Here is a 26,729-nt window from a genome sequence, read left to right on the forward strand (position 1 = left end):
TCACACCTACAACGGCCAGACCAGCAGAATCAACGGGATCGCTACCGCCATCACTAACACCGACAGCGGCAGCCCCAGCTTCCAGTAGTCGCCGAAGCGATAGCCCCCCGGGCCCATCACCAGGGTGTTGGACTGGTGGCCGATGGGGGTGAGGAAGGCACAGGAGGCGCTGATCGCCACCACCATCAGGAAGGGATCCAGGGAGGCCTCGAAGCCCTCGGCAAGACTTGCCGCGATGGGCGCCATCAGCAGCGCCGCCGCGGCGTTGTTGACCACGTTGGAGAGCACCGTACAGATCACGAACAGCCCCGCCAGGGTGGCCACCACCGGCCACTCGCTGCCCAGAGCCAGCAGCGCATCGGCAATCAAGCCGGCACCGCCGCTGGTCTCCAGCGCCTGGCCCACCGGGATCATGGCCCCCAGCAGCACGATCACCGGGCCGTCGATGGCCTGGTAGGCCTCGCGCAGCGACAGCACGCCGACCATCATCGACACCAGCGCGGCCCCGGTGAGGGCCACCGCCGAGGGCAGCAGGTCCAGCACCATGGCGATCACCGCCACGGCAAAGATGGCCACCGAGGCCACCAGCATGCGGGGCTGGCCCAGGGTCAGGTTGCGGCTGGCCAGCGGCAGGCAGCCCAGGGTGGTGAGGCTCTCGCCGATCTCGCCCTCGCCCCCCTGCAGCAGCAGCACGTCGCCGGCCCGGAAACGGATATCGCGCAGCCGCTGGTTCAATCGGCCGCCGTCCCGGGCCACCGCCACCAGATGCAGGCCGAACTGGTTGTGCAGGCGCAGCTGGGTGACGGTGCGATGGATCATCATGGAATCGTTGCGCACCACCGCCTCCACCAGCTGGAGGCCTTCGGTATCCACCGGCGCGGGCCGGCCCTTGTCCGTGGTCCTGCCGTGGCCCGGCTTGGTCTCGCGATCGGCCGCGTCCTCCTCGCTCGACTCCCCGGCGGGGGGCTCGGGGCCGACCACCAGCCCCGCCTTGTCCTCGATCAGCTTCATCTCCTCGGGCCCGGCCTCCACCAGCAGGATATCGTCCTCACGCAGTGTGCCGTGGAAGGCGTGGCCGGCGTGGCGCTTGTCGCCGCGCACCACCGCCAGCACCGGGATGGTCTCCTCCAGGGCCTGATGCAGGTCGCGCAGCGACCAGCCCACCGCCTTGCCGCCCTCGGGGACGTGCAGCTCCACCAGGTAGTGGGCGGTGTCGAACATCGCATCGAGGGAGGCCTTGCCGGCCCGTTGGGGTACCAGTCGCCAGCCCGCCAGCACGATGAACGCCAGGCCGGCCAGGGCCACGCTGGCGCCGACGGGAAAGAAGGCGAACATGCCGAAGGCCTCGCCACCGATGCTGCCGCGATAGCTGGCGATGATGATATTGGGCGGGGTGCCGATCAGCGTGGTCAGCCCGCCGAGCAGGGAACCGAAGGCCAGCGGCATCAGCAGCAGCGACGGCGGGCTGTCGTGCTCCCGGGCCATGCGGATCGCCACCGGCAACATCAGTGCCAGGGCGCCGACGTTGTTCATCACCCCGGAGAGCACCAGCACGGTGCCGGTGAGCACCAGCATCTGCAGGATCAGCCGGTCGCCGACCCTGAGGGCCTGCTCGGCGATCAGGTCGACCAGTCCCGAGCGCTCGAAACCGCGGCTGAGCACCAGCACCGCGGCGACGGTGATCACGGCGGGATGGCCGAAGCCGAGAAAGGCCTCGCCGGTGGGCACCAGGCCCAGCAGCACCGAGGCCAGCAGCGCGGCCAGCGCCACCAGGTCGTAGCGGAAACGCCCCCAGACGAAGGCCACGAGCGTCGCTCCGAGGACCAGGAACACCTGGGTGCTGTCGGCCATCTGGCGCACTCCCTGTACCGGCACGATGCCTCAAGCACACCAGCCAGCGGCCGGAAAATCCAGTCTTTTCCTGCTGTCCGGACAGGCGACACCCGGCCTCGCGCCGGGTGTCGCGGGGCGAGCCCAGCCGCGGGCTTACTTCTTCGCCATCTTCTCCAGCATGGCGTTGACGGCGTCCAGGTGCTCCGGTTCGTTGTGGCACATGCCCTGGAAGGTCGCGCAGAGGTCGAGGAAGTCGGGCAGCTCCATGCGACCGCCCATCTTCATCAGCCGCTTGGTCAGGCGGGTGGCCTTGGGCGGCTGGGCGGCGATATGCCCGGCCAGCTCGCCGACACGCGCCATCAGGGCCTCGGGCTCGGTCACCTCGAGCACGATGCCGTACTCGCGGGCCTGGTCGGCGTCGATCACGCGCCCGGAGAGCGTCAGCTCGAAGGCGCGCTGGTAGCCGATCAGGCGCTGCAGGAACCAGGCGCCGCCGTCCCCAGGGATGATCCCCAGGTTGAGAAAGGTCTCGCCGAACTTCGCCTTGTGCGAGGCGATCCGCAGGTCCGCCATGTTGGCCAGGTCGAAGCCGGCGCCGATGGCCGGCCCGTTGACCGCGGCGATGATCGGCACCTCCACGCCCTGCAGGGCCAGCGGGATACGCTGGATGCCACGGCGATAGCGCTCGGCCACCTCGGCGACGTCCCCGGCGAAGTCGCCGCCGCGCTGGGCCATGTCCTTGACGTTGCCCCCGGCGGAGAAGGCCGAGCCCGCGCCGGTGATCACCAGCACCGAGACCGCGTCACAGGCGTTCACCCAGTCGGCCACGGCGACGATGTCGTCGACCAGGGCGGTCCCGGTCAGGGCGTTTCTAACGTCGTGGCGGTCCAGAGTCAGGGTCGCCACCCGCCCCTCAAGAGAGAGGCGGGCATCGCTAAGTTGCGGTTGGGTCACGCTCATCAGTGGGCTTCCTTGTCAGATACATCGGTCTCACGGTCGACGATGACACGGGCATCGACCACCGCATAGCCGTCGGCGTTGACGATCACCGGGTTGAGGTCGAGCTCCTTGAGGTCGGGATAGGCCTCGACGAGGCTCGACACCTGGAGGAGCAGGTCCACCAGCGCCTCCTTGTCCACGGCGGCTTCGCCGCGCGCGCCCTCGAGAACCCTCCTGGCCTTGAGCTGGTCGACCATGCTGCTGGCATCGTGCCGGGACAGCGGGATGGCGCGGAAGGCCACGTCTTCCAGGATCTCGACGAAGACGCCGCCCAGGCCGAACATCAGCACCGGCCCGAAGATCGGGTCGCGGATCACGCCGATGATCACCTCCACCCCCTTCTGGGCCATGGGCGTCACCAGCACGCCCTCGATCTCGGCATCAGGATCGTAGGCGCGGCAGGACGCCAGGATCGCCTCGCGCGCCTCGTGCAGCGCCGCCTCGCCCACCAGGTTCAGCCTGACCCCTCCGGCGTCGGACTTGTGCAGGATATCCCGGGAGACGATCTTCATGGCCAGCGGCGTGTCGCCAAAGCGCGCCGCGGCCTCGGCCAGCTCGGCCTCGCTGCGTGCCACCAGCTCCAGGGGCACCACCACGCCGTGCTCGCGCAGCAGCTGCTTGGCCTCGTACTCGAGCAGGTCGCGCCCCTCGGCCCTGGCCTGGCGGAACATGGCATCGAGCGCCGGGAGGGGCTCCACTGCCGCCGTCCGGGCGTGGCTGTGGTACTGGGCCAGGTGCTGGCCACGGTCGCCCAGCGCTGCGAGTACCCGCACGGAATGCTCGATGGAGGCATACACCGGCAGGCCCGCCTCGTGAAGTCGACGCAGCGCCGGCGGCTTGATCGGCGTGTAGAGGCTGTAGATCACCAGCGGTTTCTCGGTGGCGTTGGCCAGGTCCACCATCGCCTCGGCGCCGCGCATCTCGTCGCCCAGCAGCGATTCGGCAAAGCGGACACTGTAGCCGCCGAACATGCCCACCAGGAAGATGCTGTCGACGTTGTCGTCGGCGGCGACGATCTCCATGCAGGTGGCAAGCAGCGAGGGGTTGGCATCGGTGGAGCCGGCGACGTCCACCGGATTGACGGTGGAGGCCTGGGGGAACAGCACCTCGCGCAGCTGCGCCCGGGTGCTTTCGGAGAGCTCGGCAAGCTCCAGGCCGGCCTCGGCCAGGCGATCGGAGGCGATGGTCGCCTGGCCGCCGCCGTCGGAGATCACCGCCACCCGCTTGCCCCGGGCCTTCTGCAGCAGCCCCAGGCCCTCGGCCACCGGCAGGATCTCGTCGGAGTACTGCACCATGCTGACGCCCGACTGGCGCAGCAGGTCGACGGTCATCGCATAGCTGCCGGCCAGTGCCCCGGTGTGGGAGCTGGCCGCCTTCTGGCCCTGCTCGGTAGAGCCGGACTTGTAGACCACCACCGGCTTCATGGCGCTGACCTCACGGGCCACCTCGAGGAACTTGCGCCCGTCACGGAAGCCCTCCACGTAGAGGGTGGCGACCCGAGTGTGCTCGTCCTCACCCAGGTAGCGCAGGTAGTCGTTGAAGCCGATGTCACTCTGGTTGCCGGGCCCCACATAGGTGGAAAAGCCCACATGGCCATTGTGCTGGGCCTCCAGGGCCAGCGAGAGCAGCATGTTGCCCGACTGGGAGATGATGCCGACGTCCCCGGGCTTGACATTGTCCAGGGCCAGCAGGTTGATCCGGTGGTGCAGGTTGAACATGCCCGAGGTATTGGGACCGATGATTCGCACCCCGTGGGCCTCAGCCTTGGCCATCATCTCACGCTCGAGCTCGGCCCCCTCGCCCCCGACCTCGGCGAAGCCGCTGGCAAGGATCACCGCGCCCTTGATACCACGACGGCCGCACTCGGCGATCAGCCCCGGCACCGTGGCCGCCGGCGTGCAGATCAGCGCCAGCTGCGGGTTGCCGGGAATCGACGTCACCGAGGGCCAGGCCTTGACCCCGAGGATCATGTCGGCCTTGGGATTCACGGGGTAGATCTCGCCGCGGTAGCCGTCCTTGATCAGGCCCACCATCGCCTTGTAGCCCCGCTTGGTGGAGTCCGAGGAGGCGCCGATCACGGCGATCCCGGTGGGCGCGAGGATGTCATGCAGCGGGCTGCGGCTGGGAAGGTGTCCTTCGATGGGATTCATGGAGCTGACCTTGGCCTCTGGGTGGTCGTGACGGGGACTGTCCGGAACGGGGCTCAGTGGCCCTTGAATTGCGGCGCGCGCTTCTCGGCGAAGGCATCCACGCCTTCCTGCCAGTCGGCGGTGGTGGAGCAGGTAAAGACGGCATCGAGCTCCTGCTGCAGCTGACTTTCCAGGTCGGTGTTCGCTCCCTGGTTGACCAGCCGCTTGAGCATGGCGAGGGAGACCGGGGCCTGTCCGGCCAGGGTCCCGGCGAGGCGCAGGGCCTCCTCGTGCAGGGCATCCTGGGTCCAGCTGGCGGTGGCCAGGCCGATGCGAGCGGCCTCCTCGCCGTCGATGCGCCGGCCGAGGTAGAGCAGCTGGCGGGCCTTCCCGAGCCCCACCAGCTGGGGCAGGATCTTGGAGACGCCGCCGCCCACGCAGGTCCCGATGCTGGTCTCGGGGAAGCCGATCTGGGCCTCATCGGCCATCAGGATGAAATCGCAGGACACCGCCATTTCGGCCCCCGCCCCCAGGGCATAGCCGTTCACCGCCGCGATCACCGGCAGCCGCAGGCGCTGGATCGCCTCGCAGACGTCATTGCCCAGCTGCAGGTACTGGCGACGCTGATAGAGGGAGCGCTCGGCGCCGCCGTGCTCCTTCATGTCGGCGCCGACGCAGAAGGCCCGCCCCTCGCCGGTCAGGATGACGGCCCTCACCGTCTCGTCGCCCTCGGCCTCGGCCAGGGCCTGGAGCAGTTCGGTGTAGAGCGCCTCGACCACGGCATTGAGCCGGTGGGGACGGTTGAAGCGAATCTCCATCACCTGGTCGTGGCGTTCGGTGATCAGGGTCTCGTAGCGGGGGGACTTGGCAGCGTGACTCATGGGGATCGATGGTTCCTGGCGGGAGTGGACGAAGCGTGCAACATACGTGTCGCCCGACGTCAGCCATGACACGTATGTGTTATGGGCGCCATGCTAGGGGACGACCTGGCCGGCGGTCAACACGTTCGTGTCACCTTCTTTCCGAGAAGACACGTTTGTTTCACCCCCGAGGGCCGAGCCTGGGGTACAATGCGCCCGTCGTTAGCGGGGAACCCGATAAGGAGAACAGCGTGCTGGAGCAGGACACCCTGAACCCGGTGGACGCAGCACCAGCGCCCGAGGGCCTGGATGCAGTGAACCAGCAACTGGCGGCGATCTATCCGGAACTGAGCCCCCAGCTGAAGGTGGCCGCCGGCTATGTGCTGGAACACTCGGTGGAGATCGCCCTGCAGTCGATCCGCAAGACCGCCGCCGCCGCCGAGGTGACACCCTCGACGCTGATGCGGCTGGCCAAGCGCCTGGGCTTCGAGAGCTACGAACAGTTCCGCGAGGTGTTCCAGGCCGCCGTCCAGGCCGGCCCGGTGGAGCTCTCCGGGCGGGCCAGCCAGTTGCGTACCCTGGCCAGCCAGACCGACGACCAGGTGTTCCTGGACGTCGGCGACGCCGCCTTCGACAATATCGGCCGGTTGTTCACCGCCGACAACCAGGCCCGGGTGCGGGATGCCGCCCGGCGCATCCTGGCCGCCGACAAGGTGGCGGTGGTGGGCTTCCGCGATACCTTCGCCTGCGCCTACCACTTCGCCTACGTGGGCCGCATCGCCATGCCCAATGTCCACCTGGTGCGCGGACTGGAGGGAGGCCTGCTGACCGAGCTGGCGCCCTTCGGCGAGGGCGACGTGGTGGTGCTGTTCGGCTTCGAGCCCTACTGCGCCGAGACCATGCGGGCCCTGGAAATCACCCGGGCCGCCGGGGTCTCGCCCATCGTCATCACCGACACCATGCGCTCGCCGCTGGTGCCCGGCGCGGACATCACCTTCACCGTGGCCAATGCCACGCCGCACTTCTTCCCCTCGATCCTCTCGGCGATCACCCTGATCGAGGCGATCCTCGCGGAATGCGTGGCCTTCGGTCCGGACGACCTGGTCGACAACGTGGCTAGCTTCGAGTCGCGGATGCGCGACATGGGCGCCTATGTGGAGAACGACTGAGGAAGTGCGAGGGGCGAGGGACGACCAGAGCGTAAGGCGTGAGGGAGCCTCCCTTCGCGCCTTACTCCTTGCTCCTCATCCTTGGCTCGGCTAGGGAATCAGGATGGTCGACCCCGTGGTCTTGCGGCCCGCCAGGGCCTCCTGGGCCTTGCCGGCCTCGGCGAGCGGGTAGCGCTGGGCGATGTCGATGGTGACCTGGCCGCTCTCGAGCATGGCGAAGAGGTCGCTGGCCATCGACTCGAGCCGCTCGCGGGTGTCGGCATAGCCATTGAGGCTCGGCCGGGTGACGTAGAGCGAGCCCTTCTGGTTGAGGATGCCGAGGTTGACCCCCTCCACCGGTCCCGACGCGTTGCCGAAGCTGACCATCAGGCCGCGCTTCTTGAGGCAGTCCAGGGACAGCTCCCAGGTGTCCTTGCCCACCGAGTCGTAGACCACGTCGCACATCTCGCCACCGGTCAGCTCGCGGACCCGCTCGACCACGTCCTCTCGCGTGTAGTCGATGGTCGCCCAGGCGCCATTGCCCTCGGCCAGGGCCGCCTTCTCGGGCGAGCTCACGGTCCCGATCAGCTTGACCCCCAGCGCCCTGGCCCACTGGCAGGCGATGGAGCCGACGCCCCCGGCGGCGGCGTGCCAGAGGATGGTCTCGCCGCCCTGCAGCGGGTAGGTCTGGCGCAGCAGGTACTGGACCGTCAGACCCTTGAGCATCGCGGCCGCCGCGGTCTCGCAGTCGATGGCGTCGGGCAGGGTGACCACCTTCTCCGCGGGCAGGGTATGCAGCTCGGCATAGGCCCCGAGGGGGCCCTGGGCGTAGGCGACACGGTCGCCTACCGCCAGGTCCTCGACGCCCTCGCCCACGGCTTCGACGGTCCCCGCCCCCTCGGTGCCGAGCCCGGAGGGCAGGCCGGGCGCGGGGTAGAGGCCGGTGCGGAAGTAGATGTCGATGAAGTTCAGGCCCACCGCCTGGTTCTTCACCGTCACCTCGCCGGGGCCCGGCTCGACGGGCGCGGCCTCGACGAACTCGAGGACCTCGGGCCCGCCGGTGCGGGCGAACTGGATACGCTTGGCCATGCTTGCCTTCCTTATGCCGCTGACGGAGTGGATGCCCAGTCAAGCGCCGCCAGGCCGGCGGGTCAAGTCATGCCCCCTCACAGGGTGGCGGGGAAGGATTCCAGGCCGCGCACGAAGCGTTGCTTGTAGTCGTCGAACTGGGCTCGGTCCTGCTTGAAGGACTGCACGATGGAGCCCTCGTCCACCGTCAGGGTCCGCGGCAGGTCATCGAGGCCGGTGGCCGGGTGCTTGGCCGAGAGGCCGATGCGCACGCCGCCCTTGCCCTGGAACCAGCGGGTGATGCCCGCCTCGCGGAAGCGGGCCTCCTGGGCCTCGCTGACCGCATCGACCCGCAGCGGCGCGCGCAGGGCGAGCTCGCCGACCAGACGCTGGGCCGGGGCCTCCACGCTGTCGCTGGAGAGCTCGGCCAGCTGCATCACGGTCATGCCGACGCCGGCCTCGTCCAGCACCAGCAGCGCCAGGGCCACCGGCCGGGACTGGCCATCGACCAGCGCCACCACACGCGCCGCCTCCTGCTTGACCAGCACCCCCAGCACGCCGGCAAAGGTCGCCAGCGGGGCGATGCCGGCCTGGTGACCGTAGACCTCGGCGCACAGCCGCGCCAGGCAGGCCTCGCGCTGTGCCTCGTTCTTGATATTCACGACTCGCATCGACGGCTCCTTTCTTGCGCCTGTTCCCGGCCCAGAGGGCCGGGAACGAAATCGCGCAGCCTAGCACATTCGATCGTCGGACTCCCGGGGTTGGCCAGTGTTCGCCGGGGCGTCATGGCGCTAGGCTATGGCGATGGCACTTTGCCTCCCCGGCCATGACGACAAGGACGCCCATGCCTCATCCCGACCTCGCCCTGCCGCGCCTTATCGCCCATCGCGGGCTCTCCGCGCGGGCCCCGGAGAACACCCTGGCCGCGGTGCGCGCGGCCCACGACGCCGGCATCACCTGGGTGGAACTGGACGTGCAGCTGCTGGGCGACGAGACCCCGGTGATCTGGCACGACCGGGACCTCAAGCGCTGCAGCGACGGCCGCGGCCGGCTGGCCGACCTGACCCTCGCCCAGATTCAGCACCTCGATGCCGGTGGCTGGTTCGACCCGGCCTTCGCCGGCGAGCCCATGGCCACCCTGGAGGAGATGCTGGTCCTGCTGGATTCGCTCGGCATGGGCGCCAACCTCGAGCTCAAGGTGAACCGCGGCCATGCCCCCGAGGCCCTGGCCGAGAGGGTGGTCCCGCAGGTCCTGGACGCCCTGCCCCCGGAGCGTCGCCTGCTGTCATCCTTCGACGCCATGGCCCTGGCCCACAGCCGCCGCTTCGCCCCGGCCGAAGCGCTGGCCCTGGGGGTGCTGTTCGACCGGGTGCCCCGGGACTGGGAACCCCACTGCCGGGCCATCGGGGCCTTCAGCGTGCACGCCAAGTGGAAGCGCCTGAGCGAGGCCCGCGCCCGGGCCATCAAGGGCGCGGGCCTCACCCTGGTCTGCTACACGGCCAACGACCCCGCGAGCTTCGCCCCACGCTGGAACTGGGGCGTGGATGCAGTGATCAGCGACGATCCGACGCGCTTCGCCCCCTAGCTCAGGGCTCGGCGGCCCCCGCCCCACCTTCCCCCGCCGAGCGGGCTGGCTTGACGGCTGCCGACATGGCTCGCGAATAGTGGCGCGGGTCGAAGTGCCAGGTGACCCGCAACATGGCGCCCACGCCGAGGGCAAGCAGTGTCCAGGCCGGCAGGAAGCTGCCGGTCAGCTCCCGCAGGCTACCGCTGAGCCAGGGTGACAGGGCGTTGAGCATGAAGCCGACGCCCTGCAAGCAGCGCCGTGCCCAGCAGGGTCGTGCCGGCCCCGTCGAGCTGACACAGCGCGCAGGCCACTGCGATGGTGGCCAGGGCGATGCCCCGTTGCTCCCCCAGCCAGGCATGAAGTCGCTGGCTGACCAGGGCCACGGCGCCCATGCACAGGAAAGGCAAGGTGGTCAGGCCGGCCAGCGCCGGGTAGCCAAGCCCGGTCGACTGGCGGATCTCCTCCATCAGCGGGCTGGCGGCGGCCAGAAGGGGCGCAGGTTCAGCCCCAGGGCCACCAGCAGCGCCAGCCCGGCCAGCCACTGCCCCCCTTTCCTTCCAAGGCGTCACCGCCGCTGACCCGTCTCTTCGCTGCCCTGCCCCGTCATCCTCGCCTCCGCGCTCCTGCTGCACAGGCCTTATTGTATACAAGGCTGAGGAAGACCGGATACAGCAACTACCGGCAGCTGACCAGCGCCTCGATGGCGGCCATGTCGAGGTGTGCCTCCAGGGCATCCGCCAGCCGGTCGAGCTGACGCTCGCGATGGGCGGCCAGGTCCACGGCGGCGCCCTCCCCTTCCAGCCCCAGGCGCGCCAGCAGCGCCGCGGCAGCCAGTGCCTCGTCAAACAGCCCGTGCAGGTAGGTGCCGATCACCTGGCCGTCCTCGCTGACCGCGCCATCCGGCCGGCCGCCGAGGTCGAGCAGCGGCCGGGCCAGGGCCGGGCCTTCGCTGACGCCGTTGTGGATCTCGTAGCCGCTCACCGCCACGTCCTCGCCGGCCAGCCGACCGCGCACGTTGCGCAGCTGCTTGCCGGCCACCATGCGGGTCCGCATGGCCAGCAGCCCCAGCCCCGGCACGCTGCCCGACTCGCCCTCGAGACCGGCCGGGTCCTCGATGGCCTCGCCGAGCATCTGGAAGCCGCCGCAGATGCCGAGAACCCGGCCGCCGTAGCGCAGGTGGCGGCGGATCGCCGCTTCCCAGCCCTCGCGACGCAGCCAGGCCAGGTCGCTGGCCGTGCTCTTGCTGCCGGGCAGCAGGATGACGTCGGCGGGCGGGATGGCACGGCCCGGCCCCACCAGGGTCAGCGCGACCTGCGGGTGCAACCGTAGCGGGTCCAGGTCGGTGTGGTTGCTGATCCGCGGCAGCACCGGCACCACGATACGCAGCGCCGGCTCCTCCACCTCGCGACCGGCGAGCCCCACCCCATCCTCGGCATCCAGCAGCAAGCCATTCAGGTGCGGCAGCACGCCCATTACCGGCTTGCCGGTATGGGCCACCAGCCAGTCGAGACCGGGCTCGAGCAGCGAGATGTCACCACGGAAGCGGTTGATCACAAGCCCCGTGGTGCGCGCGCGCTCGCTGTCGCTCAGCAGCCCGAGGGTACCGACCAGCTGGGCGAAGACCCCGCCGCGATCGATGTCGGCAACCAGCCACACCGGGCAGTCCACCGCCTCGGCGAAGCCCATGTTGGCGATATCGCCGTCGCGCAGATTGACCTCGGCGGGGCTGCCGGCGCCCTCGGCGAGGATCACGTCGAAACGCTGCGACAGTCGCTCCCAGGCCGCCAGCACGCTTTCCCACGCCTGGCGCTTGAAGGCGTGGTAATCGAGGGCGTCCATATGGCCGTAAACCCGGCCGTCCAGGATCACCTGGGCGCCACGGTCGGTCTCGGGCTTGAGCAGCACCGGGTTCATGTCGGCGTGGGGCGCAACGCCTGCCGCCAGCGCCTGCAGCGCCGTGGAGCGGCCGATCTCGCCGCCTTCCGGCGTCACGGCGCTGTTGAGCGCCATGTTCTGGGGCTTGAAGGGCGCCACCGACACGCCGCACCGCGCCAGAAGCCGGCACAGCCCGGCCACCACCGTGCTCTTGCCGGCATCCGAGGTGGTGCCCTGGATCATCAGGGTGCCCATGGGCTAGAGCTCCACCCCTTTCTGCGCCTTGATGCCCTGGTCCTTGAAGGCATGCTTGACCACCTTCATCTCGGTCACGGTGTCGGCCAGCTCGACCAGCGGCTGGGGGGCGTGACGGCCGGTGACCACCACGTGCTGCATGGCCGGCCGGGCCTGGAGGTCGTCGAGCACGGTGTCGAGGTCCAGGTAGCCGTGGCGCAGGGCGATATTGAGCTCGTCGAGCAGCACCAGCGCATAGCGCGGGTCGCCGAGCATGCGGCTGGCCTCCGCCCAGGCGGCCTCGGCCGCGCGCACGTCACGCTCCCGGTCCTGGGTGTCCCAGGTATAGCCCTCGCCCATGACGTGATAGTCCACCCCCGGCAGGTCACGGTAGAACGCCTCTTCCCCGGTGCTGAAGGCGCCCTTGATGAACTGCACCACGCCGACCCGCATGCCGTGGCCCAGGGCGCGTGCGACCATGCCGAAGCCGGAGCTGCTCTTGCCCTTGCCGGGGCCGGTGAGCACCAGCAGCACCCCCTGCTCCTTGTCGGCGGCGGCAATGCGCTCGTTCATGATCTTCTGCTTGGCGGCCATGCGCCGGGCATGGCGCTCGGGGTCGATGGGCTGTCGGCTCATGCGGGAATCTCCTCGTGGGAACGGCTCGGCTGCCAGGCCGGCTCGCCGCGGAACAGCGCCGCCGTGGGCCTGGGTGCCAAAAGGAAGTAGCGGGCCACGCGGTAGACGGGCTCGGCCTCGCTGCCCGACAGGCGCCGGGCATGGCCAAGCGGTGCCGGCTCGGTCGCGTGGCGGGAATGGTGATAGGGGTGGCCACGCAGCGCGCCGAGCGAGGTGGACAGGAACTCGCCGGGGCCGGAGCCCGGGGCGGTGATCAGGGCAACATGTGCGGTGCCGCAGGGGGGCGGGGAAGCGTCCATGTCACGTCCTGGGAACGAAGACAGGCGCCCCGTCCACCATGGCGGTGGTCAGGGGCTGGCCATAGAGGCGCTCGAGCGCCGCGGGAACCAGCATGGCGTCCGCAGCCCCCCAGCAGGCCTCACCGTCGGGATACAGCAGCAGCACGTGATCGCACCAGCGCGCCGCCAGGTTGAGGTCGTGCAGGCACATCATCACGGCGCAGCCGCGGTTTGCCTGTTCGGCAAGCAGGCCCATGACCGCGACCTGGTGATGGAGGTCGAGATGATTGGTGGGCTCGTCGGCCAGCCACACCCGGGGCGCCTGGGTCAGCACCGTGGCCAGGCTGACGCGCTGGCGCTCGCCACCGGAGAGGGTGGCGAGCCCGCGCTCGGCCAGGTGCGTCAGGTCGAGGCGCGCCAGCGCCGCCTCGGCCCGGGCCAGATCCTCCGGGCCCTCCTGCTGCCAGGGCGACAGGAAGGGGTGGCGACCGATCAGCGCGGTCTCGCGGACCGTGGCCGGGAAGTCATCGTGGCGGTCCTGGAACACCAGGCCCAGGCGGCGCGCCAGGGCGCGACGCCGCAGGCGCGACAGGGGATCACCGTCGAGGCGAACCTCCCCCGAGCGCGGCGCACGCAGCCCGGCCAGGGTATGCAGCAGGGTGGTCTTGCCGGCGCCGTTGGGACCCAGCACCCCCCAGCGTTCGCCGGTCCCCACCCGCAGGTCGAGCGGCCGACCCCCGGCGCGTCCGGGGATGTCGATGACCAGCTGGCGCGTCTCCAGGGCCCCCATCAGCGGCTCCGGTAGAGCAGGTAGAGGAAGCTCGGCACCCCGAGCAGCGCGGTGATCACGCCCACCGGCAGCTGCTGGGGGGCGATCAGGGTACGCGCCAGGGTGTCGGCCAGGGTCAGCAGGGTGCCCCCGGCCAGCAGGCAGGCCGGCAGGATCCGCCGCTGGTCGTTGCCCAGCCGCAGACGCAGCATGTGCGGCACCATCAGGCCCACGAAGCCGATGCTGCCGGCGGTGGTGACAGCCACGGCGGTGACCAGGCTGGCCAGCAGGTACAGGGTCCACTCCAGCGGCCGGACCGCCACGCCCAGGGCCGCGGCCTGCAGCCCACCGCGGGCCAGCACGTTGAGGGTGCGCCCCAGCGGCAGCACGACGGCCAGGCCGAGCGCGGCCACCGCCAGCACCGGCCAGGGGCTGCCCGCATAGGCCAGGTCGCCCATCAACCAGTAGAGCATGCCGGGCAGACGCTCCACCGGGCTCACCGCCAGCAGGAAGGTGATCAGCGCGCCCCACCCCGCTGCCATCACCACACCAGTGAGCAGCAGCCGGGTCGGCGTCCAGCTGCCGGTGCCATGAGCCAGGCCGAAGACGATCAGCGTCGAGGCCAGCGCCCCGGCAAAGGCCGCCCCCGAGACCAGCGCCACGCCCCAGCCGGCCAGCATGGCGACCAGCGCCGCCACCGAAGCACCGCCGGACAGCCCCAGCACATAGGGGTCGGCCAGCGGATTGCGCAACAGGATCTGCATCAGCGCCCCGGCCATCGCCAGCAGGGCGCCGGTGCCGAAAGCCGCCAGGGCCCGGGGCAGGCGCAGCTCCAGCAGCAGGGTGCGGTGCAGGGCGTCCCCGTCGCCGGCCAGTGCCGCGGCCAGTTCGGCGGGGCTCAGGGCGACGCTGCCGAGCGCCAGGGCGATCAGTTGCGACAGCAGCGCCGCCAAGACCAGCCAGGCCAGCGGTCCGGGGCGAAGTCGCCGAGACAGACGCGACCTAGCGCCGCTCACGGGCCATCTCCAGGTGGTCGCAGAGCGCCCGGGTCCCCTCCAACAGCCGCGGCGTGGCCCGCTGGACCAGGTCCGGGTCGACGAAGAAGAGGTTGTCGCGCCGCACCGCGGTCAGCTCGGGAAACGCGCGCCAGGCCTCGAGCCAGGTGGAATCCGGCTCGCCCATGCCTCCGGTGACGATGACCTCGGGGTCCCGGGCCAGCACCGCTTCGACGCCGATCCGCGGGACCAGCGACGCCTCCCCGGCGAACAGGTTCTGGCCGCCGCACAGCTCGAGCGAGCGGCTGATCCAGTGCGTGCCGTTGACCGTCATCAGCGGCTGCTCCCAGACCTGGTAGAAGACCGGTACCGGCGCGGCATCGGCATAGCGGGCGCGCAACTCGGCCACCTCCCCGCGCAGTCGCGTCGCCGCGGCGCGGCCCTCGGTCTCGCTGCCGGCCAGGACGCCGAGGCGCTCGAGGCTCGAGGCGATGGCGGCGAAGTCCTCGACGTCGGAGAAGAAGACCGGCAGGCCGAGCGCCGCCAGGCGGTCGACCTGCTCGCGCGGATTGCCGCCGGCCCAGGCCACCACCAGGTCGGGCTCCAGGGCCAGTAGGGCCTCGAGGTCGAGGCGGTCATAGCTGCCCACCCGAGGCAGGTCGGCGGCGGCCGCCGGGTAGTCGCTGAAGCTGACCGCCCCGACCAGGCGCTCGCCGGCGCCGGCGGCAAACAGCAGCTCGGTGACGCCGGGCGAAAGCGCGACGATGCGCCGAGCCGGGGCGTCCAGGCAGACCTCGCGGCCGGCGTCATCGCTGACGCAGACCCCGGCCTGGACCGCATCGGGAAGGCCCGCCCCGAGCCATAGGGCCAGGGCCGCCATCACGGGGTAGCGACAGCGCCGGCGCATCACTCGCCGAAGCGCACGCTGAGGAAGGCCGCGCGGCCGGCATTCAGGTAATCGCGTCCGCTGAAGTCACGGGCCGTGACCACGTCCCGGTCGAGGACGTTCTCCAGGGTCAGGCGCGTCGACCACAGCGGCGCGAACTGCCAGCCGGCCCGCAGATTGACGATCCCGAAACCGGGCAGGCGCTCGTCATTGGCGGTGTCGTTGTAGCGATGGCCCTGGGCGATGAAGGAACCGCCGAGGGTCCAGTCGCCAAGCTCGCGGTCGGCATCCAGCCGCAGGCTGCGGGACGCCCGGCGCACCAGGCGGTTGCCGGTCTCGCGGTCCTCCGGGTCGACATAGGTCAGTGCCGCGCGCAGGGTCCAGTCCAGCACTTCGGCGCCGGTGGCGAGCTCCACGCCGCGGATGCGGGCCTGGTCGACGTTGAAGGGGGCGAAGCGGCCGTCGACCAGAGTGTTGGCGATCAGCTCTTCCACCTCGGTGCGATACACCGCCAGATCCCAGAACCCCTTGCCGAACTGGCCGCGCAGGCCCAGCTCGACGGTCTCGGAGCGCTCGGGGTCAAGGTCGGGATTGCCGAACCCGGGCCAGTAGAGCTCGTTGAAGGTGGGCGCCCGGAAGGCCGTGCCGTAGCTGGCCCGCAGGGTGTGGTGGTCGTCGAGGTCATAGCCCAGCGCCAAGCTGCCGGTAAGCTCCTCGCCGAACGCCTCGTTGTCGTCGTGGCGCAGGCCGGCCTGGACGGAGACCGGCGAGAAGTCCATCAACGCCTGGGCGAAGGCGGCCACGTTGTCGCGCTTTCTCTCGGCGAAGTCGGTGGTGCCGGATACCTCATCCTCGCTGTATTCGGCACCGGCGACCAGTTCGTGGGGGCCGAACGTGAGGGTGTTCTCCCAGCGGGCGGTGTGGGTGCGCGTATCGATCACGGAGTCGCCGAAGGCGTCGGTGTTGTCGCTCTCGTCACGGGCCTCGCTGAGCGTCAGGCGGCTGGTCCAGGCGTCGGTCACCGGCAGTTCGCCGTAGAGGCCGGCCACCTGCTGGACGAAGTCGGTGTCGCCGCCGACGAACTCGGTGTTGCCCCGGGCGCGCAGCGCGAGCACGCCGACCTCGGCACCACTCGCGAAGGTATGCGAGAGCCGCGCGAAGCCGGTGGTGTTGTCATAGCCCTTGTCACCTTCCCCCTCGACGACCTCGCTGCCCTCGGTGGCGAAATGGCTGGCCGAGAAGGCGTAGCGGGTGCCCCCCTCGCTGCCGGCCAGCGAGGCGCTGGCCCGACGGCTATCGAAGCTGCCGCCGCCCAGCGTGATGCTTGGCGAGGGCCCGCCCTCGCCCTCGGGGGTAAACAATTGCACCACCCCGCCCACGGCGTCGGCGCCGTAGAGGCTGCCCCGCGGGCCTCGCACCACCTCGATGCGCTCGAACATCCGCGGCTCCAGGAACTGCCAGGCCGGGCCGCCGGTGGTGGCGGAACGCAACCGGATCCCGTCGATCATCAGCACCGTCGACTCGCTGCCGGTGCCCCTCAGGAAGACGCTGCTGGTCTTGCCGAAGTCGCCGTTGGAGGAAACGTCGACGCCGGGCTGGGCGCGCAGGATGTCGGTGACGTCCTGGGGGTCCTGGCGGCGCAGCGCCGCTTCGTCGATGACGCTGACCGAGGCCAGCGAGTCGCTGGTGGTCCGGGGGGAGAGGGTCGCCGAGACCACCAGCGGGTCGAGGCGCAGTTCGGTCTCGGTGATGCTGTCGTTGGTGTCGGCGGTGGCAGCACTGGCCAGCGGCGCCGTGCCCAGGCACAGGGCGGCAAGGCCCCGACGGCGGAAGAGCGGTATGATCATGATCGTGTTTCCCAGGGCCGCACGCACCCGTGCGGCATGAACCCTTGAAGGCCAGGCGGGAAGGGGACCGGGGCGGGATCGTCGACAGTGCGTCGCCCTGCCCTCGGACCGCCCTCCGCGTCCAGGCATGCGCTCACAGGCCGGTCTCCGGGCTGACGAGGGAGGCACGTACACCTCGGAACCACCGCCTTCCCGTGCCGGGGCACAGTGGCGAATGGCGGTCCTTGACTCGATCACCGTTGCGGGGGCAGCGTCGGACTGGCGTTACCGCGTCACCGACTTCCCGTTTCATCCCGGCCCTTCTTCGCGGGGCCTGGGTCACCTGAGAGTGGGCGTAAGCTAGCAACCGGGTGGGGGGGCGTCAACGCGAATCCCCCGCGGGGTTGATCCGGCTCAGGCAACGCACCAGCCCGTGGCGCACGTACCAGACCGCCTCGGCCTGGGCCGCGGCATCCTGGGCCAGCCAGCCGGCCAGGTCGCGCAGGCGTCGATCCGCCGCGGCCAGGGGCACGATCCCGCGGCCCATCTCCGGCAGGATCAGCACCACCTCGCCACCCGTCTGCCGCTCGGCCTCGCCCATCGCCGCCAGCTCGTCGGCAAGCCTGCCACGCAGCCGGTCGTCGTCCGCCTCCTCGATCAGGGCCACGGCGAGCCAGTCGCCCCAGCCGGTGATCACCAGGGGACGTCCCGTAGCGAGCCGGTCGCGCCAGGCGGAGAGCGCACCGCCCTGGCCCGCCCTGTGCCAGGCGGCCTCGGGAAAACGCGCCGCTACGGTGTCGCGCTTGCCGGCACAGGCACCGCCGATGAACAGCTGCATTGCCAGTCGCCCTCCTGCCGAACGAAGACGAAGCGGCGGCCCTGGGCCTGGCCGACCACCCCGTCCCAGAAATCCACCGCCTCCAGGCGCCGGCGCAGCTCGCGGATGGCGCCCCCATGGCTCACCGCCAGCACGCGGCGATGCCGCGACTCGCTGGCCTCGGTCAGCACGCCCTCCAGCCAGGCCGAGAGCCGAGCCCAGAGATCCTCCGCCGACTCACCGCCCGGCGTGGCCCGCCGGCCTTGGCTGTCCACCCAGGCCCGATAGCCCGGGTCGTTCTTCAGCGCCGCCCAGGTGCGGCCCTCGTAGTCGCCGAAGTCCAGCTCGCGCAGCCGGGCATCGAAACGCGGCGTCGCCCCGCGCCCCTGCCAGCCGTTTCCTTCCAGGATGTGGGCCAGCGTCTGGCGACAGCGGGTGAGGTCGCTGCAGTGGACGGCGTCGAAGGCGACGTCCGCCAGCGCGTCGCGCAGCCGATCCATGTCCGCCAGCGCCTCGGGCAGCAGCAACGGGATGTCGCGCTGGCCCTGGTAGCGGCGTTCGCGGTTCCAGGCCGTGAGGCCATGGCGCACCACGACCAGCTCGAGTCGGGCAATCTCGCTCATGAGCGACCCTCGCCAGCTGTCAGGCCATGACGAACGACCACCAGCCCCAGGCGATCAGCAGCAAGCATAGTTCTCCTCCCTCGATGGCGGCCCCGACGATATCGCCGTTGATGCCGCCGAAGGCCCGGCGCACCGCCAGGCCGTAGATGATGATGAAGCCGACCAGTCCGGCCACCAGCCAGGCCGCGCCGGGCACGAAGACGAGCCCGGCCAGCGGCACCAACGCCGCCAGGGCGAGATCCCGGGCGCCGAGGCTCTGCTGCCAGGCGTGGGCCAGCCCCTCCGCCCGGGCCGCCGGCACCCCCACCAGCAGACCGAGGCCGCCGAGCCGTGCCAGGGCGGCGACCGGCACCAGCCACCAGGGGCTCGCCCCGGCCGCGAGCAGGGCCCACAGCAGGGCGGCCTTCCAGGCCAGATGGAAGACCAGCGCCAGCACGGCGAAGCTGCCCACCTGGGCATCCTTCATGATGGCCCAGCGGCGCTCCAGCGGGGCATTGCTGCCCAGCGCATCGGCCAGGTCCATCAGGCCATCCAGGTGCAGGCCGCCGGACAGCGCCACCCACAGGCTGAGCAGCAGCAGCGCCAGCAGCGGCGTGGGCAGCAGCGGCTGCAGCAGGGTGCCGACGCCGGCCACGAGGGCCCCGAGCAGCGCGCCGACCAGGGGGTAGGCCCGCGCTGCCCAGCGCCGGGTCGCCGGGGTCCAGGGACAGGCCACCGGCACCGGCAGCCGGGTCAGGAACTGGATCGCCAGCAGCGTGCCGAAGGCGGCATCCTTCATGGGCGCTCTCCCTTCCAGTCGATGGGCTGGCCGGCCACCACCTCGATCACCCGATCCGCCTGCCGGGCCAGCTGACGATGCAGCCCCTGCAGGAAGGCCAGGTAGCGCCATACCAGGCGATCCCGGGGTGGCAGGTCCTCGTTGAGGTCGTTGGAGACCACCACCAGGGCGATGTCGCGGCGCCGGGCCGTCTCGACCAGCCGCTGCAGCCTCGCCTCGCCGTCCGCCTCCGCCAGGCCGGCCTCGAAGAGCACCTGACTGGCCCACAGGGTCAGGCAGTCGAGCAGCACGCTGCTGCCCGCCTCGACCCCGGCCAGCGCGCCGGCCAGGTCCAGGGGCGCCTCGAGGGTCACCCAGTCCTCGCCGCGCTCGCGTCGGTGGCGGGCGACCCTTGCTGCCATCTCGTCGTCGGCGACCCGGGCCGTGGCCAGGTAGACGAGGCCGCCGGGGCCCGGCGCTCGCCACGCCCGGGCCAGGGCCTCGGCCACCGCGCTCTTGCCCGAGCGCGCCCCGCCGGAAACGAAGGCGATCATGGGCGCCGCCACTCGGCCAAGGCCGCCAGCAGGCGCGCGTTGTCCGGGCCGTCGCGCAGGGCCAGGCGCAGCCAGCGGCCGTCGAGGCCGGGAAAGGAGTGGGTATGCCGGGCCAGCAGGCCCCGGCGCAGCAGGAAGGCGAACAGCGCCTCCGCCTCCTGCGCCTGCCAATCGCCGCCCAGCAGGAAGTAGTTGGCCTGGGTGGCCGGCACATCGTAGCCCAACTCGCGAATCGCCTCGGGCATGGCCGGACGCTGCCCGACCAGCCAGTCGCGGGTGCGTGCCAGGTAGTCGGTGTCGGCCAGCAGCGGGGCCACCAGCCCCAGCGCCAGGGCATTGACGCTCCAGGGTATCTGCCGGGCGCGGGCACCTCGCACCAGTGCGGGAGGGCCGAGCAGGTAGCCGAGGCGTAGGCCCGGCAGATCGAAGAGCTTGGTCAGCGAGCGCAGCAGCAGCAGGTTCGGCGCCGTCGCCAGCAGCGGTGTGAGGCGCTCGTCGCCGTCGGTGAAGTCGACGAAGGCCTCGTCCACCACCAGGGTCGTGCCGGTCTCGCGCCCCCGGGCGACCAGGCGTTCGATGGCCTCCCGGGGCACCAGGGTGCCGGTCGGGTTGTTGGGGCGACACAGGAAGGCGACGTCCACTCCGGCCAGGGCGCGCTCGGCCGCGGCGACGTCGAGCCGGAAGGCCGCGCCGTGCAGCGGCAGCGATGCCACCGCCAGGCCATAGTGGTCACAGGCCCGACGGTACTCGCTGAAGGTGGGCTCGACCACCAGCGCCCGGCCGCCGGCATGCAGCGCCGCCGCCAGGTAGATCGCCTCGGCGCCGCCGTTGGTCACCAGCACCTGCTCGGGGGGCAGCCGCTCGCGATCCGCGATGGCCCGGCGGGCCTCGTCGTCGTCCGGGTCCGGGTAGCCGGCGAGCCGGCACGCGGCCTCGCCCAGCCAGTCGCCCACCCAGGCCGGGGGGCCAAGCGGGTTGAGGTTGGCACTGAAGTCGATCAGCGGATGGTCCGCCGGCAGGCCGAAGCGGGCCAGCAGGGACCCACGGCGGCCGCCATGGCGGGGCCAGTCGGGCAGCGGGGCACGCGTCATGTCAGCCACTCCCGCACCAGCACCGGGAGCATGGCCAGCAGCAGGAAGGCCAGCCAGCCGCCGTGCATGTGGCGGATGGTCCGCTCGATATGAGCGGCGCTCAGGACCTCCTGGGGCGTGCCCAGGGTGGCACGCCATGAGGGTCGCCCGGCGTAGTGGTTGAGGCCGCCGAGCCGGACGCCCAGCAGGTTGGCCACCATGGCCTCCGGCCAGCCGGCATTGGGGCTGGGATGGCGAGGTGCCTCGCGGCGCGTGGCCGCCAGCGCCCCGGCCCGGCGACTGCCGGGGATGGCCCGGGCCGCCAGCCACAGCGACAGCGCGGTGAGGCGGGCCGGCAGCCAGTTGACGGCGTCGTCGAGCCGCGCCGAGGCCCGACCGAAGTCCGCGAAGCGCGGGCTCCGGTAGCCGACCATGGAGTCCAGGGTGTTGGCGGCCTTGTAGGCCAGCGCCAGGGGCGCGCCGCCGAGCAGCGCCCAGAATAGCGGCGCGGTGATGCCGTCCACGGTGTTCTCGGCCACAGTCTCCACCGCGCCCCGGGCCAGCTCGGCCTCGTCGAGATGGGCGGTGTCGCGGCCGACGACGCGCGCCAGCGCGCGCCGGGCCTCGGCGAGATCGCCATGCGCCAGGGGCACGGCCACTGCCCGGGCGGCCTCGGCGAGGCCCTTGGCGGCCAGGGTCGTGGCCAGCAGGCCGAGTTCCGCGGCCACCGCCAGCCAGGGGTGGAGCCAGGCGAGGATGGCCAGCAGTCCCGCGCCGAGCGCCCAGGTCCCGCTCACCACCAGGATCGCCAGCCAGCGGCCGCGACGCCGGCGAGCGGCCGCCGGCCCGTGGTTCCAGGCCCGCTCCAGCCGGGCGATCACCCGGCCGATGCCCACCACCGGGTGCGGCAGCCACGGCGGGTCGCCCAGCGCCAGGTCGATCAGCAGCGCGGCGGCGACCAGGCCCAGCAGCGCCAGGGACAGGGGCTCGAAGGACAGCGGGGCAAGGCTCATCGTGCCCCCTCCTCGGCCGCGGCCAGGGAGGTCCGGATGGCCCGGAACACGGCACCCCCGATGGCCCGGCCCAGCCGGGTGCCCGAACCCGCATAGGGCGTCGGGGCCCCGCGCTGGGTGGCGGCGATGGCCAGGCAGTCGGTAGAGGTGCCGGTGGCCGGCGTGCCGGCGTGGGGATCGCGGACGCCGCAGGCGTCCAGGGCCCGGACCTTGGCCTCGCTGGCCGACAGGGCAGCATTGACCAGGGCGCCATCGCCGAGGTGGCCGTCGATGAACACCAGCAGGTTGATCGTGCCCGCCACCAGCCGCGGATCGCCCTGTACCGGGGCGGTGATGTCCACGGCGTTGCCGACGCCGGCGGTGACCGCGGCCAGCACCGTCCGCTCGCCGGCATCGGCCTCCTCCAGCGCCAGGTGGGCCAGGGGCACCGCGGTCATCATCGCCACGCAGCCCGCGGCGTCGAGGCGACGCTCGGCCAGCCAGGCGAGCAGGTCGGCCCGGGGCGCGCGGCCGGCATAGCCCTTGTCGACGTGGAAGTTGCAGAAGTCCCGGGACCAGCCGAGCCCCGGCCCGACCAGGGCACTGCTCAGGGTGCGCAGGGGCATCTCATGCCGGAAGTGGACGCAGCCGGCATCGCGGGACAGCCCCAGGCCGGCCCCGAAGGCCAGGCATCGCAGGGGGGAGCGCCGCCGGACCGCCACCGGCTCAGCGCGCCTGGCGGTCGTCGACGCCGGCACCGGCGAAGGTTGCCATCTCCGCGAGCATGGCGGTGGCCGCCTCGAGCAGCGGGAAGGCCAGGGCGGCGCCGCTGCCCTCACCCAGGCGCAGCGCCATGGCCAGCAGCGGCTCGGCATCGAGCGCCGCCAGGGCCCGGCCATGGCCGGGCTCATCGGAGCGATGGCCAAAGATCAGGTAAGGGCGCAGGGCCGGGTCGAAGCGGCAGGCGGTGAGGGCGGCCACGGTGGCGATAAAGCCGTCCACCAGAATCGGCAGGCGTTTCGATGCCGCCCCCAGGTAGGCCCCGACCATGGCGGCGATCTCGAGGCCGCCCAGCCGGGCGAGCACGTCCAGGGGGTCGGCGGGGTCCGGCGCCCGAGCGACCAGGGCCGCCTCGATGACCGCCCGCTTGTGGGCCAGGGCGTCCCCGGCCACGCCGGTGCCCGGCCCCACCAGTTCCGCCACCGGCGCCCCGGTCAGGGCCGCCAGCATGGCGCTGCTGGCGGTGGTGTTGGCGATGCCCATCTCGCCGACGATCAGGCAGCGGCAGCCGGCCACGGCGGCACGCTCGGCGGCACGCCGGCCGACCTCAATGGCCGAGCCAGCCTCCTCACGGGACATGGCGTCATGCCTCGCCAGGTTGGCGGTGCCGGGGCGCACCTTGTCATGCACGATGCCACTCGCCGGCAGTTCGCCGGCCACCCCCACGTCGACCACTTCCAGCCGCGCGTCGAGGCGCCGCGAGAAGACATTGATGGCCGCCCCGCCGGCGACGAAGTTGGCCACCATCTGGGCCGTCACCGACTGGGGAAAGGCCGAGACCCCCTCCTCGGCCACGCCATGATCGGCGGCGAAGACCACCACGCCAGGCGGGGTGACGCGGGGGAAGTCCTCGCCGGTGATAGCGGCCAGGGTCACCGCCAGCGCCTCCAGGCGTCCCAGGCTGCCGGGAGGCTTGGTGAGGCAATCGAGATAGCGGCCGACGCGCTCGGCGCAGGCCGCGTCCGGCGCGGCGATCGGTGTCAGACGGTCGTTCACGGGGCGTCTCCGGGCATCCTTGTCGAGCCGCACATCCTACCAGAGGGGAGCCGGCCGGGCCTGCCTGCGAGTCGTCGATCAGCTGCTAAGCTGATTCTGGCCACTACAACCACAACAAGGCCCGGCGGGAGATGCGCCAGCCGCCCGGCCACGCGCGCCAGGAGTCAGTACCATGACCAAGACACCGCCCCGTACCCGCGGTCTCCATGAACTCTATGCCGAGGATCCCGAGGCCGCCGACAAGCTGCTGTGGGATCGAGAAGTCGACCCGGTGACCCGTCGCGGCTTCCTCAAGCGCTCCAGCCTGCTGGCCATGGCCGCGGCCGTGGGGGGCAGCATCCCCTTCGCCCAGCAGATGCCCGGCGGCCTGATTCCCGCCGCCCTGGCCCAGAGCGACGAGCCCTTCCGGCTGACCGGCAAGGAGGGGCTGACCGTCCTCAACGATCGCCCGATCAACGCCGAGACGCCCCCCCACCTGCTCGACGACGACATCACCCCCGGCCGGTACATGTTCGTGCGCAACAACGGTATCCCGCCCGCGGCGGAGGCCATCGACGTCGATGCCTGGCAGCTCGAGGTCACCGGGGAATCCTGCGTGAATCCCCAGACCTTCTCCATCGCCGAGCTCAAGCAGAAGTTCGAGCACCATACCTACCAGCTGCAGGTGGAATGTGGCGGCAACGGGCGCAGCGAGTACGTGCCCTCGGCAAGCGGCAACCAGTGGACCACCGGCGCCGTGGCCTGCCCCACCTTCACCGGAGCGCGGCTGCGCGATGTGCTGGAGGCCTGCGGCATCGCCGACGACGCCGTCTATATCGGCTACTACGGCGCCGACGACCATGTCAGCGGCGACCCGGAGCGAGAGCCCATCTCCCGCGGGGTGCCAATGTCGAAGGCGCTGGAGGACGAGTCGCTGATCGCCTGGGCGATGAACGGCGAGGATATCCCCTACCTCAACGGCCACCCCCTGCGCCTGGTCTGCGGCGGCTGGCCGGGATCGGTGTCGGGCAAGTGGCTGAACCGCATCGTGATCCGCAACCAGAAGCACGACGGCACCAAGATGGGCGCTCCCTCCTACAGTGTGCCCAAGCATCCGGTCGCGCCCGGCACCGAGGTACCGCTGGAGGACTTCGAGACCATCCAGTCCATGCCCGTGAAGTCGCTCGTGACCTTCCCGAAATCGGGCCTCACGCACGCCTTGGGCGAGGCGCTGACGGTGCGCGGGCACGCCTGGGCCGGGGATCTCGCGGTGGACACCGTCCATGTCTCCATCGATTTCGGCGCCACCTGGCAGCAGGCCGAGCTCCAGCCGGCGCCCAACCGGCTCGCCTGGCAGCGCTGGACCAGTGCGGTGGAATTCCCCGAACCCGGTTACTACGAGGTCTGGGCCAAGGCCACCGACAGTCAGGGCCGCTCCCAGCCGATGGTGGTACCGGGCTGGAATCCCAAGGGCTATCTCAACAACGCCTGCCACCGCATCGCCGTCCAGGTGGCATAGGGGGTCCCATGAAGATCACGATCGCCCTGCGGCCGGCGTTGCTGGCCCTGGCTCTGCTGGTTCCCCTGGGCGCGGCCGCCCAGGAGACCGACCCCGAGACCGGCCTGGTCAAGGCCGAGGGATGGCAGGTGGTCAAGGCCAACTGCACGGTCTGCCATTCCGCCAAGCTGGTCACCCAGAACAGTGGCTCGCGCAACCACTGGCAGTACCTGATCCGCTGGATGCAGGATACCCAGGGACTCTGGCAGTTCCGCCCCGAGATGGAGGCCACCATCCTCGACTACCTGGCCGAGCACTACGGGCCCAAGGCCGGCGCTCGCCGAGCCCCCCTACCCCCCGACCAGCTGCCGCCCAACCCCTACAAGCAGGCCGACTCCAGCGGCTGAACCGGGCCTGGCCGGCGCCTCGCTTGGCGCCATCCGCCGCCGCCCCTATACTGTATTTAAATACAGCATAGGGGCTTCCCCATGGCATTCCCCCCATCGACGTCTACGCCCCGCAAGGGGCGCGGCGCCACCTACGACCCGCCCAATCGCTTCGCCCCGACCCGGCATGAGGCCATCGACGACGGCTGGTGGCAGGAGGCCATCCCCTTGCGACTGGCCACCGAGGTGGCGGAGGAACGCGCCCGCAGCGCCCTGGCGTGGAACACCTCGCCGGACCTGCCCTTCGACCGCTCCCTGAATCCCTACCGGGGCTGCGAGCACGGCTGCATCTATTGTTACGCAAGGCCCAGCCACGCCTACTGGGACCTCTCCCCGGGGCTCGACTTCGAGACCCGGCTGATCGCCCGCAGCGGCCTGGTCGAACGGCTCGAGGAGGAGCTGGCCCGGCCGGGCTACGCCTGCCGGCCCATCAACCTCTCCGGCAACACCGATGCCTACCAGCCCCTGGAGGCCGAGCGTGGCACCACACGCCGGCTGCTGGCCTTCCTGCTGGAGTGTCGCCACCCGGTCACCCTGGTGACCAAGAGCGCGCTGATCCTGCGTGACCTCGACCTGCTGTCGACGCTGGCCGAACGCCGGCTGGTGCGGGTGATGGTCAGCCTGACCAGCCTCGACGTCGACCTGAAGCGGACCCTGGAGCCGCGGGCGGCGGCGCCGGAGGCGCGCCTCAAGGTCATCTCGCGACTGGCCGATGCCGGCGTGCCGGTGGGGACCCTGATCGCCCCGGTGATCCCGGGGCTCACCGACTCTGAACTGGAGCGGCTGATGACGGCCGCCCGGAACGCCGGCGCGGCCAGCGCCGGCTGGATGCTGCTGCGCCTGCCCCGGGAGGTCGCCCCGCTGTTCGAGGCCTGGCTGGCCGAGCACTACCCCGAGCGGGCGGCCAAGGTGATGAGCCTGATCCGCCAGTGCCGGGGCGGCCAGGATTACGACGGGCGCTTCGGGCACCGCATGCGCGGCCAGGGCGTGTTCGCCGAGCTTCTCGAGCAGCGCTTTCGCCAGGCCTACCGCCGACTCGGCTTCCCTGGCGATGCGCCGCTGGATACCACGGCCTTCCGGCCGCCCCGCCGCCAGGCGGACCTCTTCGATTAAG

General features: G+C 71.2%; 28 protein-coding genes and 1 riboswitch. Of the genes, 5 read left to right on the plus strand and 23 right to left on the minus strand.

What is annotated here, in order from left to right; all coding sequences use genetic code 11:
• Window positions 1-6: 6 nt before the first annotated feature.
• The 4 genes from EKG36_RS12230 to EKG36_RS12245 all read right to left on the minus strand — a co-directional run bounded on the left by EKG36_RS12230 (window position 7) and on the right by EKG36_RS12245 (window position 5,842).
• A complete protein-coding gene (locus EKG36_RS12230) occupies window positions 7-1,851 on the minus strand; it encodes an SLC13 family permease (RefSeq protein ID WP_126484457.1) in 1,845 nt (614 codons plus the stop codon).
• A gap of 135 nt (window positions 1,852-1,986) precedes the next feature.
• Window positions 1,987-2,793, minus strand: a complete 807-nt coding sequence (locus EKG36_RS12235) for an enoyl-CoA hydratase-related protein (RefSeq protein WP_126484459.1) — start codon at window positions 2,791-2,793, stop codon at window positions 1,987-1,989.
• Window positions 2,793-4,982, minus strand: coding sequence for an acetate--CoA ligase family protein (locus EKG36_RS12240; protein WP_126484461.1), 2,190 nt, complete (start codon window positions 4,980-4,982; stop codon window positions 2,793-2,795). Before EKG36_RS12240 ends, EKG36_RS12235 begins: the two co-directional genes overlap by 1 nt.
• A gap of 53 nt (window positions 4,983-5,035) precedes the next feature.
• Complete coding sequence (locus EKG36_RS12245; protein ID WP_126484463.1) at window positions 5,036-5,842, minus strand: enoyl-CoA hydratase/isomerase family protein; 807 nt, start codon at window positions 5,840-5,842, stop codon at window positions 5,036-5,038.
• 230 nt (window positions 5,843-6,072) lie between these two features.
• Between EKG36_RS12245 and EKG36_RS12250 the strand changes: the two genes are divergently transcribed.
• Window positions 6,073-6,990, plus strand: coding sequence for a MurR/RpiR family transcriptional regulator (locus tag EKG36_RS12250; RefSeq protein WP_246007503.1), 918 nt, complete (start codon window positions 6,073-6,075; stop codon window positions 6,988-6,990).
• 90 nt (window positions 6,991-7,080) lie between these two features.
• Here the strand turns inward: EKG36_RS12250 and EKG36_RS12255 are convergent, their stop codons facing one another.
• Both EKG36_RS12255 and EKG36_RS12260 read right to left on the minus strand, forming a co-directional pair.
• Window positions 7,081-8,058, minus strand: coding sequence for an NADPH:quinone reductase (locus tag EKG36_RS12255; RefSeq protein ID WP_126484465.1), 978 nt, complete (start codon window positions 8,056-8,058; stop codon window positions 7,081-7,083).
• 77 nt (window positions 8,059-8,135) lie between these two features.
• Complete coding sequence (locus tag EKG36_RS12260; protein ID WP_126484467.1) at window positions 8,136-8,708, minus strand: hypothetical protein; 573 nt, start codon at window positions 8,706-8,708, stop codon at window positions 8,136-8,138.
• A gap of 173 nt (window positions 8,709-8,881) precedes the next feature.
• On the opposite strand from EKG36_RS12260, the gene EKG36_RS12265 reads away from it, so the two are divergent.
• Complete coding sequence (locus EKG36_RS12265) at window positions 8,882-9,622, plus strand: glycerophosphoryl diester phosphodiesterase (protein ID WP_126484469.1); 741 nt, start codon at window positions 8,882-8,884, stop codon at window positions 9,620-9,622.
• 1 nt (window position 9,623) lies between these two features.
• On the opposite strand, the gene EKG36_RS12270 is transcribed toward EKG36_RS12265, so the two are convergent.
• The 17 genes from EKG36_RS12270 to cobT form a co-directional block, all read right to left on the minus strand.
• Window positions 9,624-9,836: a hypothetical protein gene (locus EKG36_RS12270; RefSeq protein ID WP_126484471.1), complete on the minus strand. Its 213-nt coding sequence runs from the start codon at window positions 9,834-9,836 to the stop codon at window positions 9,624-9,626.
• Window positions 9,802-10,071 (minus strand): MFS transporter, encoded by a 270-nt coding sequence (locus tag EKG36_RS12275; protein ID WP_126484473.1) that lies wholly within the window; start codon window positions 10,069-10,071, stop codon window positions 9,802-9,804. Before EKG36_RS12275 ends, EKG36_RS12270 begins: the two co-directional genes overlap by 35 nt.
• A 208-nt stretch (window positions 10,072-10,279) precedes the next feature.
• Window positions 10,280-11,734 carry a cobyric acid synthase gene (locus EKG36_RS12280; protein ID WP_126484475.1) on the minus strand — a complete coding sequence of 485 codons (1,455 nt, stop codon included), beginning with the start codon at window positions 11,732-11,734 and terminating at the stop codon, window positions 10,280-10,282.
• Between the two features lie 3 nt (window positions 11,735-11,737).
• Window positions 11,738-12,349 (minus strand): cob(I)yrinic acid a,c-diamide adenosyltransferase, encoded by a 612-nt coding sequence (gene cobO / locus EKG36_RS12285; protein ID WP_126484477.1) that lies wholly within the window; start codon window positions 12,347-12,349, stop codon window positions 11,738-11,740.
• Window positions 12,346-12,648 (minus strand): hypothetical protein, encoded by a 303-nt coding sequence (locus EKG36_RS12290; RefSeq protein ID WP_126484479.1) that lies wholly within the window; start codon window positions 12,646-12,648, stop codon window positions 12,346-12,348. The genes cobO and EKG36_RS12290 overlap by 4 nt, the downstream gene beginning before the upstream one ends.
• 1 nt (window position 12,649) lies before the next feature.
• A complete protein-coding gene (locus EKG36_RS12295; protein WP_126484481.1) occupies window positions 12,650-13,417 on the minus strand; it encodes an ABC transporter ATP-binding protein in 768 nt (255 codons plus the stop codon).
• Window positions 13,417-14,412 carry a FecCD family ABC transporter permease gene (locus EKG36_RS12300; protein ID WP_126484483.1) on the minus strand — a complete coding sequence of 332 codons (996 nt, stop codon included), beginning with the start codon at window positions 14,410-14,412 and terminating at the stop codon, window positions 13,417-13,419. The genes EKG36_RS12295 and EKG36_RS12300 overlap by 1 nt, the downstream gene beginning before the upstream one ends.
• On the minus strand, window positions 14,399-15,298 hold the full coding sequence (locus EKG36_RS12305) for a cobalamin-binding protein (RefSeq protein ID WP_126484485.1): 900 nt from the start codon (window positions 15,296-15,298) through the stop codon (window positions 14,399-14,401). Before EKG36_RS12305 ends, EKG36_RS12300 begins: the two co-directional genes overlap by 14 nt.
• A complete protein-coding gene (locus tag EKG36_RS12310) occupies window positions 15,298-17,124 on the minus strand; it encodes a TonB-dependent receptor domain-containing protein (protein WP_126484487.1) in 1,827 nt (608 codons plus the stop codon). The genes EKG36_RS12305 and EKG36_RS12310 overlap by 1 nt, the downstream gene beginning before the upstream one ends.
• Window positions 17,125-17,245: 121 nt before the next feature.
• Window positions 17,246-17,465, minus strand: a riboswitch (cobalamin riboswitch).
• 20 nt (window positions 17,466-17,485) lie between these two features.
• Window positions 17,486-17,941, minus strand: coding sequence for a bifunctional adenosylcobinamide kinase/adenosylcobinamide-phosphate guanylyltransferase (locus EKG36_RS12315; protein ID WP_126484489.1), 456 nt, complete (start codon window positions 17,939-17,941; stop codon window positions 17,486-17,488).
• Window positions 17,893-18,543, minus strand: a complete 651-nt coding sequence (locus EKG36_RS12320) for a histidine phosphatase family protein (RefSeq protein WP_126484491.1) — start codon at window positions 18,541-18,543, stop codon at window positions 17,893-17,895. The genes EKG36_RS12315 and EKG36_RS12320 overlap by 49 nt, the downstream gene beginning before the upstream one ends.
• 19 nt (window positions 18,544-18,562) lie before the next feature.
• On the minus strand, window positions 18,563-19,321 hold the full coding sequence (gene cobS / locus EKG36_RS12325; RefSeq protein WP_126484493.1) for an adenosylcobinamide-GDP ribazoletransferase: 759 nt from the start codon (window positions 19,319-19,321) through the stop codon (window positions 18,563-18,565).
• A complete protein-coding gene (locus EKG36_RS12330; RefSeq protein ID WP_126484495.1) occupies window positions 19,318-19,854 on the minus strand; it encodes a bifunctional adenosylcobinamide kinase/adenosylcobinamide-phosphate guanylyltransferase in 537 nt (178 codons plus the stop codon). The genes cobS and EKG36_RS12330 overlap by 4 nt, the downstream gene beginning before the upstream one ends.
• Window positions 19,851-20,945: a threonine-phosphate decarboxylase CobD gene (gene cobD / locus EKG36_RS12335; protein WP_126484497.1), complete on the minus strand. Its 1,095-nt coding sequence runs from the start codon at window positions 20,943-20,945 to the stop codon at window positions 19,851-19,853. Before cobD ends, EKG36_RS12330 begins: the two co-directional genes overlap by 4 nt.
• Window positions 20,942-21,937: an adenosylcobinamide-phosphate synthase CbiB gene (gene cbiB / locus EKG36_RS12340; RefSeq protein ID WP_126484499.1), complete on the minus strand. Its 996-nt coding sequence runs from the start codon at window positions 21,935-21,937 to the stop codon at window positions 20,942-20,944. The genes cobD and cbiB overlap by 4 nt, the downstream gene beginning before the upstream one ends.
• Window positions 21,934-22,674 carry an adenosylcobinamide amidohydrolase gene (locus EKG36_RS12345; RefSeq protein WP_246007504.1) on the minus strand — a complete coding sequence of 247 codons (741 nt, stop codon included), beginning with the start codon at window positions 22,672-22,674 and terminating at the stop codon, window positions 21,934-21,936. The genes cbiB and EKG36_RS12345 overlap by 4 nt, the downstream gene beginning before the upstream one ends.
• Complete coding sequence (cobT, locus tag EKG36_RS12350) at window positions 22,643-23,692, minus strand: nicotinate-nucleotide--dimethylbenzimidazole phosphoribosyltransferase (RefSeq protein WP_126484501.1); 1,050 nt, start codon at window positions 23,690-23,692, stop codon at window positions 22,643-22,645. Before cobT ends, EKG36_RS12345 begins: the two co-directional genes overlap by 32 nt.
• Window positions 23,693-23,864: 172 nt before the next feature.
• Here cobT and EKG36_RS12355 point away from each other — a divergent pair, with 172 nt between their 5' ends.
• The 3 genes from EKG36_RS12355 (at window position 23,865) to EKG36_RS12365 (ending at window position 26,728) form a co-directional block, all read left to right on the plus strand.
• Window positions 23,865-25,190: a sulfite oxidase gene (locus EKG36_RS12355; RefSeq protein WP_126484503.1), complete on the plus strand. Its 1,326-nt coding sequence runs from the start codon at window positions 23,865-23,867 to the stop codon at window positions 25,188-25,190.
• 8 nt (window positions 25,191-25,198) lie between these two features.
• On the plus strand, window positions 25,199-25,576 hold the full coding sequence (locus EKG36_RS12360; protein WP_126484505.1) for a hypothetical protein: 378 nt from the start codon (window positions 25,199-25,201) through the stop codon (window positions 25,574-25,576).
• Between the two features lie 81 nt (window positions 25,577-25,657).
• Window positions 25,658-26,728 (plus strand): PA0069 family radical SAM protein, encoded by a 1,071-nt coding sequence (locus EKG36_RS12365; RefSeq protein WP_126484507.1) that lies wholly within the window; start codon window positions 25,658-25,660, stop codon window positions 26,726-26,728.
• Window position 26,729 lies beyond the last annotated feature (1 nt).

The sequence above is a fragment of the Halomonas nitroreducens genome, assembly GCF_003966155.1.
Taxonomy (GTDB): Bacteria; Pseudomonadota; Gammaproteobacteria; order Pseudomonadales; family Halomonadaceae; genus Halomonas; species Halomonas nitroreducens.